General features: G+C 48.2%; 12 protein-coding genes, 1 tRNA gene, 1 pseudogene and 1 riboswitch. Of the genes and pseudogenes, 5 read left to right on the top strand and 9 right to left on the bottom strand.

Annotated features, from left to right (window positions below; translation table 11 throughout):
- Positions 1-293: 293 nt before the first annotated feature.
- A complete protein-coding gene (locus H6G50_RS00495; protein ID WP_190712210.1) occupies positions 294-2,258 on the top strand; it encodes a hypothetical protein in 1,965 nt (654 codons plus the stop codon).
- A 476-nt stretch (positions 2,259-2,734) separates the two neighbouring features.
- On the opposite strand, the gene H6G50_RS00490 is transcribed toward H6G50_RS00495, so the two are convergent.
- The 3 genes from H6G50_RS00490 to H6G50_RS00480 all read right to left on the bottom strand — a co-directional run bounded on the left by H6G50_RS00490 (position 2,735) and on the right by H6G50_RS00480 (position 3,642).
- Positions 2,735-3,052, bottom strand: a complete 318-nt coding sequence (locus H6G50_RS00490) for a helix-turn-helix transcriptional regulator (RefSeq protein ID WP_190712208.1) — start codon at positions 3,050-3,052, stop codon at positions 2,735-2,737.
- A gap of 64 nt (positions 3,053-3,116) precedes the next feature.
- Positions 3,117-3,464, bottom strand: coding sequence for a type II toxin-antitoxin system RelE/ParE family toxin (locus H6G50_RS00485; RefSeq protein ID WP_190712206.1), 348 nt, complete (start codon positions 3,462-3,464; stop codon positions 3,117-3,119).
- Between the two features lie 106 nt (positions 3,465-3,570).
- A tRNA-Thr gene (locus H6G50_RS00480) sits at positions 3,571-3,642 on the bottom strand.
- A 135-nt stretch (positions 3,643-3,777) separates the two neighbouring features.
- On the opposite strand from H6G50_RS00480, the gene H6G50_RS00475 reads away from it, so the two are divergent.
- The gene (locus tag H6G50_RS00475; protein WP_190712204.1) at positions 3,778-4,056 is read left to right on the top strand and encodes a DUF3493 domain-containing protein; all 279 of its coding nucleotides are present in this window, start codon (positions 3,778-3,780) and stop codon (positions 4,054-4,056) included.
- Here H6G50_RS00475 and H6G50_RS00470 read toward each other — a convergent pair.
- Positions 4,053-5,477, bottom strand: coding sequence for an isochorismate synthase (locus H6G50_RS00470; RefSeq protein WP_190712202.1), 1,425 nt, complete (start codon positions 5,475-5,477; stop codon positions 4,053-4,055). The two genes, H6G50_RS00475 and H6G50_RS00470, sit on opposite strands and share 4 nt — an antisense overlap.
- 397 nt (positions 5,478-5,874) lie before the next feature.
- Between H6G50_RS00470 and menA the strand changes: the two genes are divergently transcribed.
- Together menA and H6G50_RS00460 are read left to right on the top strand one after the other, a co-directional pair.
- A complete protein-coding gene (gene menA, locus H6G50_RS00465; RefSeq protein WP_190712200.1) occupies positions 5,875-6,789 on the top strand; it encodes a 2-carboxy-1,4-naphthoquinone phytyltransferase in 915 nt (304 codons plus the stop codon).
- A 143-nt stretch (positions 6,790-6,932) separates the two neighbouring features.
- Positions 6,933-8,795 (top strand): annotated as a pseudogene (locus H6G50_RS00460) (bifunctional serine/threonine-protein kinase/formylglycine-generating enzyme family protein).
- A gap of 250 nt (positions 8,796-9,045) precedes the next feature.
- Here the strand turns inward: H6G50_RS00460 and H6G50_RS00455 are convergent.
- Positions 9,046-10,002 carry an ABC transporter permease gene (locus H6G50_RS00455; RefSeq protein ID WP_190712198.1) on the bottom strand — a complete coding sequence of 319 codons (957 nt, stop codon included), beginning with the start codon at positions 10,000-10,002 and terminating at the stop codon, positions 9,046-9,048.
- Positions 10,003-10,314: 312 nt separating this feature from the next.
- Positions 10,315-10,947: a HupE/UreJ family protein gene (locus H6G50_RS00450; protein WP_199302644.1), complete on the bottom strand. Its 633-nt coding sequence runs from the start codon at positions 10,945-10,947 to the stop codon at positions 10,315-10,317.
- Positions 10,948-10,988: 41 nt separating this feature from the next.
- A riboswitch (cobalamin riboswitch) is annotated at positions 10,989-11,135 on the bottom strand.
- Positions 11,136-11,329: 194 nt separating this feature from the next.
- Between H6G50_RS00450 and map the strand changes: the two genes are divergently transcribed.
- A complete protein-coding gene (gene map / locus H6G50_RS00445) occupies positions 11,330-12,109 on the top strand; it encodes a type I methionyl aminopeptidase (protein WP_190712195.1) in 780 nt (259 codons plus the stop codon).
- Between the two features lie 221 nt (positions 12,110-12,330).
- Here the strand turns inward: map and H6G50_RS00440 are convergent, their stop codons facing one another.
- The 3 genes from H6G50_RS00440 to H6G50_RS00430 all read right to left on the bottom strand — a co-directional run bounded on the left by H6G50_RS00440 (position 12,331) and on the right by H6G50_RS00430 (position 15,359).
- Positions 12,331-12,861: a phycobiliprotein lyase gene (locus tag H6G50_RS00440; protein ID WP_190712193.1), complete on the bottom strand. Its 531-nt coding sequence runs from the start codon at positions 12,859-12,861 to the stop codon at positions 12,331-12,333.
- Between the two features lie 142 nt (positions 12,862-13,003).
- Entirely contained in the window at positions 13,004-14,689 is a 1,686-nt protein-coding gene (locus tag H6G50_RS00435; protein ID WP_347239835.1) for an iron uptake porin, read from the bottom strand.
- Between the two features lie 280 nt (positions 14,690-14,969).
- Positions 14,970-15,359: an NfeD family protein gene (locus tag H6G50_RS00430; RefSeq protein WP_190712191.1), complete on the bottom strand. Its 390-nt coding sequence runs from the start codon at positions 15,357-15,359 to the stop codon at positions 14,970-14,972.
- Positions 15,360-15,658: the final 299 nt, after the last annotated feature.

Here is a 15,658-nt window from a genome sequence, read left to right as displayed (position 1 = left end):
AAATTTAATTCAATTGCTCGGAATTGTAACCTGCAAAAATTGAGGGGGTAAGCACAGTCAAATACTAATCTTGATGGGGGATAAGACCCCCCAAATCTAAGTTTTAATCCATTGCTGCAACCCCAAGCTCGCGATCGCAAGCTGATAATCGCAGCAGAAATGATAGATAGGTATAATTAATCGCAGTTTAAAAACGGGGATCGTTGTAGGCCCAAGCCATCCCGAATCGCGCGAGTTGAGTGGATTGCTCGCTATTTTTTGCAGTATTTGCACTTGTGAATGGGAGCTAAAAGATGAGGAAGCTGACATTAAGAATTCAGAATACAGCCATTGCACTCGCGATCGCGCTTTGCGGTTGCATAGCTCCCAATTTCTCCCCTTCTTCCCCAAATTCGGCTGCTATCGTCCCGCGTCCCTCCGATCGCGGGCCTTTTCTCAATCTCCAACCGGCCGACATTCCACAAAAACTGCAAAACCCTTGGACTCCGGAACTCGAAGCCGAATTCGAGCAGCGCGCGCTTGCCATTATCCAGCTTTACAGCAACCCCAAAACCTATGGGAACACGACCCAAGAAAACGAGAAACGATCTTATCCTCGCGCTATGTTCGACTTTCTCGCCGGAAATAAAGAACGCGCGATCGCCTTTCTCCAACAAGAAGACTCCCAAACCCCAGAACACGCCCACACCGACGGCATTGACTACTACTTCTCCTTCACCCTCAAAGGTCAAATTCGCAAATACTTCCTCTTCGGTTCCTTCCTCAACCCCGCCTACAAACAACGAATGTTTGACGGTGCCAAAAAATGGACGGAACGCGACCCCCTCGAACGTCCCCATCCCCTTTACGGAAACGGTGATGGCAGCGGACAAGACTGGTCGATTCAGCGGCGCGGATTGTGGGTAGACGGGCGCAACACCGATAACCTGCGCGCCATGCGTGAAACCTCCGTTTACCTCATGGCAGAAGAAACCGGAAACGAAGCCGTCCGCCAACTCTACAAGCAAAAAATCCAGCGTTACGTTTGGGCGCTATACCACATCGGGATGGGCGAATGGGACTCAGAAAACTACCACAGTCACACCTTTGCCCCCTACCTCAACCTCTACGACTTCGCCAAAGACTCCGAAGTCAAAGCGATCGCCAAAGCCGCCTTAGATTGGATGTCAACCGCTGCTGCCCTTAAATATCGTCGCGGCGGTTGGGGCGGGCCGACAAAACGCGATTACGGCGGTGCTAACGTCGTTTACGGTTCTTCTGCGGCGCGTACCTTCGACCTCTACTTCGGCGATGTTCCCCAGCCCAACCCCGAACCCGAACTCGATACCCTCTACATGATTACCAGTCGCTACCGACCGCCCTTAGCTGTCGTTGCCTTGGCGCGAAAGCAATTCAAGCAACCCGTCGAGATGATGGCGACGAAACCAATTTATGAAAATTGGAAGCAGGACGGGGAGGATAAACCGGCGTATTGGGAAACTCAGTTTTTCGGGCGGACGTATCAAATGGGCAGCGTTGTTTCTGGGTTTGCCGATGGCGATGTCGGGCCATTTAAAATCATGGCCAATAATTCTCAGCGCGGCGTTGACTTTTTTGTTGCCAATACGGGCGAGGAAGGCGTGAAACCGGGGAAAAATCCGGGCGACCAAATCGGACAGTTCCGCAATCTCTTAATTTGGTTGCGTCCGGCCAACCGACCGTTCTTTTTTCAACTGCCGAAAACAGCGAAGATGGAGATTGAAGAGGGAATTTGGTTTGTGCGATTAGAAAAAGTTGCGATCGCGATTCGTCCGATTCAACTTAATGATTATACAGACGTTCCCATACCGGAAAAGAAAGCGACGCGCGGTTACGGGGCAGAACGATGGATAAAAGCCACCCCAAAGGGTCAAGAACTAGCCGGTTTTGCGTTAGAAACGGGCGATCTCGTAGAGGGGAATGATTACGCTCGTTTTAAGGAAGCGGTGAAGCGTAAGGGAGAGTTAAATCTTGCTCGTTTAAAGGAAGGAACGGTGGGGTTAAAAGGGAGTGATAGCAATACCCTTAATTTAACTTGGCGCGCTCTCGAACAACTTCCTATTATTGAACGTAACGGCGAAGTTTACGATTGGTTGCAGCATTTCGATCTCTATCGCGTCGTTTCCGGGCCGTCGATTGTTTCCTTGGGCTGGAAGGTAGGAACGTTAAAAGTAGAAGCGGGCGGACACACTTTCTCGACGGCGGTAACGGGGGATGGGAAAGTTTCTACAGCAGAATAATAGCGTTAAGAGACTATTTATAAACTTGTTCTTAAGACCTGTGGAGACGTTGTATAGCGTTTTTCATGTGCGTGAGGTACGCTTTTTTTAAAAGTCCCCCTTAATAAGGGGGATTTAGGGGGATCGCTCTGTACCTCATCCAATTGAAAACTGCTATAGCAATCCCAAATTGTTTAAAATATTTCTCGGAAGATAGAGCGTTGCTGCGTATGGCTTTCAGCGCTCGTACTTATCACAACCTATTTGGGATTGCTATATATACAACGTCTCTACAGTTCGGCAATAAGGTGGGCGGTTAAGATAATGAATGGTGCGTTACGCTTCGCTAACGCACCCTACTACTGTGGCATAGCTAAAGTAGTGCAATAGATTTGGACAGGGCAACCTATCCAAAGCATCATCTCATTTTTCTAATGCAACCTTTATCGAGTTGTCTAGTGCTATAAATAGCCTATAAGGGCGATGAGAAATAGAAACTACTCGCAAGATGCGATCGCCGTTGCTAAATCCTGATAAGTTGCTCCCATCGCCAGCAGTGTTCGCACGATTAAGTCAAAAGACACGGAAGGGTCTCCTGACTCCATTTTAGCAACTCTTGACTGGCTGGATTTTATTTTTTTCGCTAATCTTTCTTGAGAAAGATTTTGATTCAATCGTAATTCTCGTAAATGCTTGCTAAGAGAGAGTTTTAATTCTATAAAATCAACTTCTTGGGGGGATAATTCGAGAAAATCTTCAGTATTTCCGACTTTCCAACCCGCTGCTTCTAAGCGTTGACGCTTTAATATATCCATAGTTAATAACCTCGATCGAATCTTATAAAAATCCAACTCTATTCAGCTAAATTGATAATGATTCTTAAATTTCGTCGTATAACTTGAGTCGTCGTTTACTGTTATCAATTGCTCGCTTTGGTGTTTTTTGTGTTGTCTTTTGGAAAACATCGGCGATAACAATTGCATCAAAGTCAATACGATAAATTATTCGCCATTGCTTACCAGCTTCGCTATCGCCTATCCGCAATTCATAACAGTGAGTACCGATCATTGGCATGGGTCGAGAAGAAGGCATGGTCAAGATTTCTCCTTGCTGCAATCTTCTTAACAATTGTCCTGCTTCAATGCGGGCAGCAGCTGAAAAGGGAGGCGTTTTTACTTCACCCTCAAGCCAGACAAGTAGTTTGTCTGGCTTTTGAGATTTTTTCATTTAAAGTTAAACATAAGAATTAACTTTATTGAGGAGTCATGTCAATGCTGACATAATCTATCGTAGCATAAAATTACTTGAAAGAGGATTGGTTCATTTAAGTTCAAGCCGATGATGAGATTTGAACTCACGACCGCTCGATTACGAATCGAGTGCTCTACCACTGAGCTACATCGGCACGGTTAACTATTTTAACACAATGCCTGTAAAAAAAATAATTTTTTCTGGACTTCGCTGGCTCGCCCGCATTAGAAGCATCCCCTTAGCCGATTGCGCGATAATCGAAGAGTTTAAGCAGCCCAACAGAGAATAAATGACTGATTCTAACAAACGCCCGCGCCGGAAAGAGCCAATGGATGCCGAACTTTACGCCCGCCTAAAAGCGGAAGCGAAAGCGCCTTACCGGGGGTTGCGAAAATTCGTTTACGTTGGTTTTGGCGCATCGGGGTTTATCGGCGCGACGATCTTTTTATCCCAACTTGCAGCGGGACGAGAAGTGGCTTCGGCGCTGCCCAATTTTGCTTTGCAGCTTGGGGTGGTGGCGTTGATGGTGTGGTTGTTTCGCTTGGAAAGTCGCCAAGATCGCGCCTAAGCCAGTGCTTTTAAGATAGTTTGTAATTTGAGTTGCACTTCGGCTAATTCTTTGTGCGGATCGGAACCGGCGACAATCCCCGCACCGGCGTAAAGTCGCGCGCGATCGCCTTGAATAAACGCCGAACGAATGCCAACGATAAATTCTCCGTTCCCGTTTCCGTCTATCCAACCGAGGGGGGCGGCGTAAAGGGAGCGATCGCACGGTTCGTAACGACGAATTCGCTCGCAAGCGGCGGCGGTGGGAACCCCGGCCATTGCTGGGGTGGGGTGCAGTTTAGCGACGATATCGAGGGGATGAATGCGATCGGGAACCTGCCCTTGAAAGGTGGTTCGCAGGTGTTGAATGTTGGGCAGTTGCAAAAGTTGCAAGGGCGATCGCGCGGGTTGCAATCCCAATTCTTGCAAGCGGCGATCGATAAAATCGCTCACTGCTTCGTGTTCTCGCCGTTCTTTCTCGCCGTGCAAAAGCTTTTGCGCGATCGCGCTGTCCTCCCCCGGCGTTCCACCGCGCGGTGCAGAACCCGCCAGCGCATCGGCAATAAATTGGCGATCGCGCACGCACATCAACCGTTCCGGACTCGCCCCAATAAAATTAATCCCCCGCCCGTTACTGGCCGAAAAAATATAACAATCGGGACGATCTCGCCGCAGGTTGTCGATCGATTCCGCCAGTTGAAAAGGAACGGGAGAAACGACTTCTAGCGCTCGTGCCAAAACGATTTTACTGTAGCGATCGCGATCGATCTCGTGCAATGCCGATTTTACCGCTTTAGCAAAGCGTTCCGCTCCGTCATCGGGAACCTCAATCGCGATCGCGCTCGAACGCGAAAGAAGTCCGCTGTGCTGCTTTCGTCCGCTTTCAATCCACTCAAAATAACGCGATCGACGCTCGAAAATCGCCTCTAAATTCGCGCGATCGTCGATCGCAAAATGATACGTGACCGTCGCCCGATTCCCCCGCCGCGCTACCTGAAATTCCGGTAATACCAACGTTGCACTAGGGAAAGGCGAACCTGACTCTCTTCGCCCTTCAAAAAAGGTAAAATTAGCAAAGAAATGCGGCCCCGCCCAAGGCAAACTCTCCTCTCCCGTCCGCACAATTTGTTTCAAACAATTGCGAACAAACTCCTTCGAGCGCAGAAAACGTTCGCCCGTTTCAATTTCTAAAATATGCGCTGTCTCAAATGCAAATACTGCCTCTTCCTCACGCGCATTTTCCCAATAAAAATGCCAAGCTTTTGAACTCAGTTGAATGGCAACTTGTAAGACGGCGAGCGGGTCGATTAACTCGATTTCTTGCGACCAACTTACAATTACAGACTCCCTTTTACGAAGGGATTGCTCTTGACAGTTGAGGAGAAACCGATAAAGTTCTCGATCGCCCTGAAAGAGGTTAGCACGGCAAGGGAGCGCTGGCATGGAAGCAGTATCGTAAAAAAACTTATCTTATTTACAGCCTCGGGCAGACATTATGGTATGTCTAGAGGGATTGCGCTCCTTTCTGACGAACCGATGTAAGCTTTCAGAACTGTTGCAGGAGTGGCAAGACAGTTCAAATTAGGGATTGAGAGCAAGCGCTCTCCCTATAGTAGCGAACAATGGGAACCCTAATTGCGCGCGCTGAATTCGTCGGCAAACTCGCGCGATCGCGCCGGAAGCTAAATAAAAGGCAAATTCAAAATTAGTTGAGTGCGCCAAAGCGCGAATTTAGCGACCGTTCAAAATTGCTAAAATCCTTTCGAGGGAACATTTTAAATTTTGAATTCCGCGAAGTGACGTTCGTCTTATTAATTGCAGTTTTAATCGTTCTGAGCTAATGACAACAACCAATCTTATTGCTAATTCTGATAAAAAATTATGGATGGCGGCGATTAAACCGCCCATGTATAGCGTCGCTGTCGTGCCAATTTGGGTGGGAAGCGCGATCGCGAACTGGCAAACCCAACAGTGGCGAAACTTACCCTTTTTCCTATTTCTAACGGCTGCGATTGCGATTATTGCATGGCTTAATTTAAGTAATGATGTCTTCGACTCGGAAACAGGAATCGATAAAAATAAAGCCCATTCTGTTGTTAATTTAACCGGCAATAAATCCTTAGTATTTTGGATTGCTAATCTTTGTTTGGGATTGGGAATCTCGGGCATTATTGCGATCGCGTTCCTGCAACGCGATGTCACCGTTCTCGCCCTCGTTCTCCTCTGTTGCGCCCTCGGTTACACCTACCAAGGGCCGCCTTTTCGCCTCGGTTACTTGGGTTTAGGCGAAATTATCTGTTTTTTCAGCTTTGGCCCCCTCGCCATTGCCGCTGCCTACTATTCCCAAGCGCAAAGCTTCTCTCCCGCCTTCCTGCTTGCTTCTGCATTTGTCGGGGTCAGTACCTCAATTATTCTCTTCTGTTCCCATTTTCACCAAGTCGAAGACGATCTCGCTGCCGGGAAGCGATCGCCGATCGTGCGCTTGGGTACGGCGCTGGGTGCTAAAGTGTTAGCGGTATCGGTCGCGAGTTTGTTTGCGATGGTCGCGATCGGACTGATTATCGGCAACTTTCCCCTCTGGACAGCGATCGTTTTTATTACCCTCCCCATCGGTTACGAACTCGTCCGCCATGTCAGCGAAAATCACGATCGCCCGGAACGAGTCAGCAATTGCAAATTTATTGCCGTGAAACTCCATTTTTGGAGTGGATTCTTATTGGGCTTAGGGTTTATTTTGCCTAATCTTTATCATTGACTTAAGAAAGAACAAATCGCCTGTAGAGACGTTGTATACAACGTCTCTACAGATAATTTTGCGCCGAGAACTGGGGGAGGGAAGAACAAGGCAACCCCGTGCAGGGGTTAAACTAGAAAACAAAATCCTCACCCTCTCCCCTCATGGTGGACTGCCTTAACCCCGCCTGTTCCAACCCCTTCAATCCCAACCACCATAGCTTTTGCAGCAGTTGCGGGTTTCCCCTTACCTCCAGCTACCTCTTCCACAATCAATATCGCGTTACTCGACTCCTCGGAGAAGGCGCTTTCGGCAGAACTTACCTCGCTGAAGACACCAAATGTCTCAATCGCCCCTGCGTCATCAAAAAATTTCTTGCCCAACAACAAAAAAACCTCGCCAAAGCTACAGAACTCTTCATGCAAGAAGCGCAGCGCCTTCACGAATTAGACCATCCGCAAATCCCGAGCCTGTATGCCTACTTCAAGCATGATAACTCGCTGTACTTAGTGCAGCGATATATTGCCGGAGACAACCTCCTTAAAGAATGCTTTAAACAAGGTCTTTTTAGCGAATTCAAAACGCGGCAACTTTTGCAGAGTTTGCTGCCGGTGCTGCAATATATCCATGAAAATGGCGTGTTGCATCGAGATATTAAACCGGAAAACATCATGCGAAAAACGCTTGTTTCCGGTGCATCAGAGTTCGTGTTGATTGACTTTGGGGGAGCCAAACAGATAACGGGAACGACGCTAACAAAGCCAGGAACGCAAATCTTTACTCCAGGATACGCTGCAATAGAACACGCAATGGGACAGCCGGTACGAGCGAGCGATATTTATAGTTTGGGGGCAACCTGCGCGCGGTTGCTGACGGGGTGTTTTCCGGAACAGCAACTCGACGGTACGATAAGAGACGACCTTTTCGACGCATCGACGCAGGACTGGCAGTGGCGGGAGCAGTTGCAGAAGCAATCGAGAACGGCGAATGAGCGTTTTGGGGAAGTCTTAGATACGATGCTACAACCCTTTGCACGCGATCGCTATCAATCGGCAAAAGAAGCCTTACAAGCTTTGGAAGGAATAGCCGTTGTACTGACAACTCCAGCGAGTCCTTCAAAAAGGATTGTTACGTCGCCACCCAACCTACGAAGTTTCAGCTTTGAAGTGATAAGCGTCGATAATCGGGGTAATGTTGAAAACCGCAGTTCCAGTCAAGCCAATTATTTTACTGAAGAAATCGCTGGGGGAGTTGGGTTAGAAATGGTGGCGATTCCGGGCGGGAGTTTTATAATGGGGACGGATGATAGGGAAATCGAGAGATTATCTAAAATATACAAACACACCTTATTGAAGAGTGAAAGTCCGCAACATCAAGTCACAATCCAACCCTTCTATCTGGGCAAATATGCCATTACCCAAGCGCAATGGAAAGCCGTCGCCGCCCTCCCCAAAATCCTCCACGACCTCAACCCCGACCCATCCAATTTTAAAGGAGCAAATCATCCGGTAGAGCGAGTAACTTGGTGGGAAGCCGAAGAATTTTGTAAAAGACTGTCCAAAAAAACAGGGAAACAGTATTGACTACCGAGTGAAGCCGAATGGGAATACGCCTGTCGCGCTGGAACAACAACGCCGTTTCATTTTGGGGAAACAATAACGTCAGCATTAGTGAACAACTACGGGATATATCCCTACGGATATCGCTTCGGAAACGACCCGAAAGGAGAATACCGAGAAAAAACTGTGGAAGTAGGAACATTACCGCCGAACGGATATGGACTGTATGAAATGCACGGGAACGTATGGGAATGGTGCGCAGACCATTGGCACGAAAATTATCAAGGTGCACCCAACAATGAAACTATATGGCTAACTAGCGATGAAGGGGATACGCGCCTGCTTCGCGGTGGTTCTTGGCTCAACCATTCGGGGCTCTGCCGTTCTGCGAATCGCCTCAGGGGCCATCCCGATGATTCTAACGACCTTATCGGGTTCCGCGCTGCTCTCTCCCCCAGGATTCCCTAGCCCTCTCCCCTTTTCCCCTCTTGCCCTTTTCAATCGCGCGAAGCGCGAAATTTTTTTGAGCAGCCTGTAATATCTTGTATTACACAAAAGAGCAGAGGCGAGAACAACCAATTTTTCCAGGAACCCAGTTCTTAAGTTAAACGGTACGTTCTAATTATCAATATACGACACCGCGACGCTAATTGCAACTCAATTTATCGAAGGATATCTACTACTACCCACTCGAATTATCTAACCCGATTTCAGCGCATTATTCTCTCACGCGCGGGTCGAGAATCCCATAAGTCAAATCCGCAACTAAATTAAAAATGACGATTAAAATTGCGTAAATAAAGGTAATTGCCATCACCACCGGCGTATCGCTGCGGTAAATCGATTCAATTAATAACGCACCAATTCCGGGAACGCGAAAGACTTGTTCGGTGACAAGCGCGCCGGTGAAAATATTAGGAATTTCCAGCGCAACGAGAGTAACGACGGGAATCAGAGCGTTACGAAGAATGTGGCGATTGACAACAATCCATTCTACCAACCCTTTAGCGCGCGCAGTACGAACGTAATCGCGATCCAATTCTTCGAGGATGGAAGAACGCACGTAGCGCATTAAAACGGCAGCTTGGTATAAGGCTAACACCGCGATCGGCATGACAGATTGTTGGATTTGGGCGAGCAAACTTTTAAGATCGGTAACTTGGAGCGTGCTGTTATAAATGAAGGGAAACCATTTCAGTTGCACGCTAAAGATAACGATAAACAGTAGCCCGGTGAAAAAGGTGGGCAGGGAAAAGCCGAGAAAGGCAAAGGTAGTGGCGACGCGATCTAAAATGGAATGGCGTTTTAGGGCGGATAAAATGCCTAAAGGAAGGGCAATAATGAGGCTAAAAAAATAGGCAGTCCCAGCGACCCATAAGGTAGCGGGCAAGCGCTGTAAAATAAGTTGGATAACGGGAGAACGACTGGTGAAGGAGTAGCCTAAGTCGCCGCGCAAGAACGACCCCGCCCATTTAAAATAACGAATATAAATCGGCTGGTCTAAACCGAGCGATCGCCGAATATTTTCTCGGACTTCGGCGGTAATTGAAGGGTTGGAAGCAAACTCTCCCATCGGATCGCCGGGAGCGAGGGCAAGGATTAAAAAGATAACGATGCTAATCGCGATTAAGGTGGGAATTGAGATGAGGAGGCGATCGATAAGATAACGCTTCATTGGAGAAACAAAATTTTAAATTTGTGTTCCAGCTTTTTGGGTGAAAATTGTAGTTGCGATCGCTCGCTAAATTTGAATTTTTTAAAGTATCGAGCAAAATATAGCGCTACGGGTCGAAGAATGAGCATTCCTCAAAGCTGGAAGCCTTGGCTGGTGGGCAATGCCCACCCTACTAAATTGGGAATTTTTTAAAGTAATCGAGCAAAATAAGACTCATCACTTAAAAAGTAGGGTGCGTTAGCGAAGCGTAACGCACCATTATTTTAACCGAAATAAGAAGTCTAGTCAGTGCAACGTCAATTTAAATCGAAATTAGCCGATCGCTAAAAAAGTTGCCCCGATCGCGCAGAAAATCAAACCTACAAAACGCAGCGAACTGGCAGTTAAGCTACCTTTCGTTTGCAAAGCGCGCCACCCCCAACAAACACCCGACGCGATCGCGAGTTGAATCGCTGCAAACCCCATTAAATACGCGATTAATGGCGTTGGTTCCGCCCCAACAATCGATTCGCCGTAAGCATAACCGTGGAAAATTCCTGCTAGCGCGGAAAACGCGATCGCACCGGCAAGCGCTGGGGTGCAATTGGCAGCAAACAGTAACCCTACTGAAATAATTGAAGCGGCTACAAAGGCTTCTGAAAAAGGAATATTCAACTTCAAAAGATGCAGCCCCGTACCGCCTAATGTGGCAATCACAAAAGCAACCGGAATCCACCAACCTTTTTGGGGTTTAAGCGCGGCGAATAAGCCAACTGCGATGATAAAAGCAAAATGATCGAAACCGATAATGGGATGCGCTAAACCTGTGATAAACCCTTCAAAAAAGTTAGCGGGCATTCTTCCGCCCATTGCATGGTGGGCAAAAGCGGGTTGAGTCGCGATCGCTAAACTGAAGATCCCAATACTTAAACCTAGCGCAATGGCGCGCCCCGAAACACTTTTCATTTTTAAAATCATCCGTACCTCGCAGATGTTTGATAAATTAAGCCAAATTGAATCGTTTCGGCGGGCTTCCTGACTTAGCATTTTGAAAAATGCCTCACAGTTGCGGGACAGCGCCGGATTTGCACCGAACTTTCCCCTTTAATATCGAATGGCTGCTCCCCATCCGAACCGAACGAGATCCGTTCAATTTAGCACGATTGGGTCGCGTTCTCCTGCGGCGCGCAAATCCATCTTGTGGCAAAGCGCAAAAGATTGACATTACATTACAATGGCGATCGACACTACACCGGCAGAAGTCCCAGTTGTGAATATTCTTAATAATCTCCTGTCCAACATACATAGAAAGAAAGAAAAGTCAAGCTCTACGAATGGATTGCCCCCCATGAAGCGATCGCGTCGCGGGATAGAATTAAAGTCCGAACTCGAAATCGAACTGATGCGCGAATCGTCGCGGATTGTTGCCACCGTTCTTAAGGAGATTGCACAACGAGTCGAACCGGGGATGACGACTGCGGACTTAGACACTTACGCCGAACAGCGAATTCGGGAAATGGGCGCAACGCCGAGTTTTAAGGGCTATCACGGCTTTCCCGCTTCCATTTGCGCCTCTGTGAACAATGAAGTCGTCCACGGGATTCCCAGCCCAAAAAAGGTGATTCGGGCGGGCGACGTTCTTAAAGTCGATACGGGGGCGTATAAGGACGGCTTTCACGGCGATTCCTGCATTACGATTGCGGTGGGCAAAGTGTCTCCGGAGGCAGAACGCTTGATTCGCGCAGCAGAAGCGGCACTGTATGCAGGAATCGAACAGGTACAAGCGGGAAATTGCTTGCTCGATATTGCCGGGGCGATTGAAGATAGCGTTAAAGAACAGGGATTTAGTGTGGTGGAGGATTACACCGGACATGGCGTAGGGCGGAAGCTGCACGAAGAACCGGCGGTGTTTAATACGCGCACGAACGATTTACCTAACGTGCGGCTAAAACCGGGAATGACAATCGCGATTGAACCGATTTTGAATGCGGGGAAACGGTTTACGCGGACGCTGAAGGATCGCTGGACGGTAGTGACGGTGGATAATGCGCTTTCTGCTCAATTCGAGCATACGGTGCTGGTGACGAAGGAAGGCTACGAAATTTTAACCGATCGCGATCGGGTTTGAGGCGGTTAAGGTAGAAGAATTCTCAACGTAGGGACAGGCTTTCGTTTTCGGCGTTAACCCAATTAAAAATAGGAACGAATTGCCATTCGCCCCTAAACTCAGAAATTCTTACTGATGCCATTTTGTCAAGATCGAGGAGTCGATCGATTCTTCTAGCCTCGCAGTATAGTCTTGATATGACTGGCGCGCGCCGCTCGGCGAATTCCTGCGCGATCGCGAAATCAAGTTGCCGGTGCTACCATTCTGCGAATTTCGGAATAAAACGTACTATCGCTAAATCGACCGTTATTTTTCACGAAACTGCTTCGCAAGCGCAAGTTGGGACTGGCAAACCACAGGCGTTCTTCGGCGTGCAAGCTACCGTTTTCTAGCGTCAGGGTTAAGGCTTCATCCTCTCCAATCGCATAATCCCCAGCAAGACTTTGCTCTTTAGGATTGCTGCTGCCCCGCAGAAACTTGCCCGTTTGGGGATTCTCGGAGTCGGGAACTGCAACAAGAATAGCAAACCCTTTTTCCTTCGTCCCTCCCCAATCGACAGAGTTATCCCAACTTATTTTTAAGCCTCCGCAAGCTTGCGCCGAACTAACGTGCTGTTGCTCGCAGAGTTGAACGATTTCAGGCGCGTCAACGGCTAAAAACTCAATCTCAATCTCGGCTTTACTGCTGCCTGCGGCTTGACTAGCGAGGTTGTAATGCGTGCGTTGGGCAAACCATTTTCCCGAACTCTGCTCGAAAAACTCCTTGATATCCATGAATCCGTGACAATTTTTGAATGCGTGGATCTTACACTGTTTCTCGGCGCGAGAAACCGGGTCGGCAATCTATGGCAACAGACACATCGATGAGGAAAATCAGAAAGGTCAATCGCCCCTACTCAACAGCAATGCCCACCTATTAAAAAAAGATACTACTGCGCAACAGAAAAATTGTAACCGGCTCGCTGTCCGGCGTATGACGCGGGTTAAAAATGTGAATAATGCCGGGAGTGATGCTGAGATTATCGCTTAGCCGCATTCGATAAAAAGCCTCGAGTTGTAACGTCGTTCCCGGTTGTCCTCCCGATGAATTCGGCTGCCCCAACATAGCGGGTATATTATTTCCCGCAGGCAACGTACTGCTAACAATCTTCGGGGGTTGTCCGATCGAGATGCCGCCTAAATTTCCTTCGCTCAATAGGTCGGGCAAATTGAGATAAACCATATAATTGGTCGTCTGCACGCTTCCCGACTCGCCAGGGATGGAGGAAGTCGTGTAACCGCCCCAAGCCCCCATCGTAACTTGGGGTGAAATTTGCCAATTCAACGTTGCCCCAATAGCGTGAGTTTGCATGGGACGATTTCCAGCGTTCAAACAATCGTCGCCAACTAAAGTAAACAAGCAACCGTCAAACGAATAATTATTGACGTAATATAAGGCAAGATCGAGGGGGTCGGCGGGCGTGAGCAAAAGTTGTACTGCCGCCGTCGTATTCCCATCAAACAATCCTCGCTCGCGCAAACCGTAACGACCTAAATTACTACTCTGGTAGAGCGCTTGCAGGCTAACTTGTTTGGCAATTTGCCAATCCAAGGCTAAACCCTTGCCGAAGTAACCGCCAATATTCAGCACGGGGTTGCGCTGCGCAAAGTAACTCGGATTTCCTGTAGCTGCGCTTGCATATCGGTTTGGTCCCCGGAAGGCATTGATAATATTTACGCCTTCGGTACCGACCATCAGGCCGAGATTGTCGGCAAGCAGCCAGTGAAAATGAAGATCGCTGATTGTTAAATCGCTGTTACTGGGGAGATCGTAGGCTAGATAACCATCGTTTTTAAGGGCGTTAGCGGGATCGAACCGAGTGGTTCCTATTCCAGCGAAAAGCCCGGTAGCCAGATAGCTGCGCGGGGAGAAATTTGTGGTTAAGTAGAGCGAGGCAAAGGAGATGGTATTAATATTGTCAGCGCGATCGGGGGTGTCTTTGATGCCATCGCGGGGATCAATATCGGCGGTGCTGTCGGTGCGTCCTTGTACGCCCATCACAACTAAGCCGCTGAGTTTGGTTGTGGTAGAGAAGGCGTTATCTTCAAGGGCTTGGGTGCGAGTTTCGAGGTTATCCATGCGCCCTTTTAGGGTAGCGAGTTCGGTGGCGAAATCTTGCTGGAGGCGACGCACGGTTTCGAGGTCTTCTTGAGTGGCGAGTTGACCTTTTTGCAGGAATTCCTCGAGTTTGGTAAGGCAGGCGTTGAGTCCGGCGGCAAATTCGTAGCGCGTGAGGGGACGATCGCCGCGATAGGTGCGATCGGGATATCCGGCTAAGCAATCGTAGCGTTGTTGGAGCGACTGCAAGGCTTCAAAGGCCCAATCGGTGGGTTGTACGTCCCGAAATTGGGCAGCGGGAAGCATTTGGACTTGAAGTTCGCTTTCAGGTAAGGGGGCGGAACCGACTTCGGGGAAACTCTGGCTGGGAATTTCGGGCGCGTTTTCTGCTGGCGGAATTGCTCGAACGCGATCGGGAATTGTTACCCAACTGGTTAAAAATAGCATGACGATCGCGGACGAAATTTGCAAATTGCCTTTCATCTCTGTGTCTAGTCTCCTCACTAAGTTAGGTCTTTAATAGCCTAGCCGTAAAAATATTTCATGACCTATCTATCCTATCCGGGTAATTCATGAAATGTCTTTACTTTTCGGGTAAGATTTTAACTTTCATCCGAGCCAGCATTCCCAGATTTACCTACAGCCAAATACTATGAGTTTCGCTAAAGCTTACTCCTGCTAGGCTTTAGCGAATATGGGTACAGTTGACAATCGAAGAAAACTTTGAATTCAATTTAAGCTTTTCTTCAATTGTTAATTGTAGTTCTTAAGGAGTAAATCTCGATTAATTCGGCTCTTGCTCCGGTGATAAGATCGAGTCTGGCTCTAGGATAATGGGTTCAACTGGTTCCTTTTTTTCGCCGTAAGGAACGACTAATAAAGTCATGTTTTCCGTCTCTAAACCCATCACCTCAACCCGAGCGCCGGGAGGAAGGGTAATATCGCTATTACACCGAGCAAACCACCAACTCGAGCGGAAGTAAACTCGCCCTCTTTCTTGGGGGCGAATTTCTTCATCAACCACGGCTTCCCCGGAAAATTGTCGAGTATCGTGATGGAGTTCGGGCGCGGGTTGCGGCGCGGGTTGCGGCGCGGAGGCTTCTTCCACTTCGAGATCTTCTTGCGATAGCGAGAAGAGCGAGTCGGGTTTTTTTGGCAGTTCTCGATCTTGCATAATTAAGGCACACCTGTCCTTGAAGGTATAGTACCTACTGTACTCTATTGCTTTGCAGTTAATAGTTATCAGTTATTAGTTATTAATGGAGAGTAAGCAGTTCTACCAAGTTTCTCCCTCGATTACCTTTGGGGAAATTTAAAAGCGCGATCGCACAATCGGAAGAAACCTATCAGTCCCTTACGCTCGCAATTCAAAATTCTCAATTATCAGTTGCTATTGTCAATTATCTCTGACTTCCGTCGCCCAAAGTGTAAATTTATCGATCTACAAATTCAGAAGCGGGGAGGCGCTCGCGT

It is taken from the genome of Oscillatoria sp. FACHB-1406 (assembly GCF_014698145.1).
Lineage (GTDB): Bacteria > Cyanobacteriota > Cyanobacteriia > Cyanobacteriales > Spirulinaceae > FACHB-1406.
Note: the sequence above shows the minus strand (reverse complement) of the source record. Positions and strands in the feature narration are given on the sequence as shown.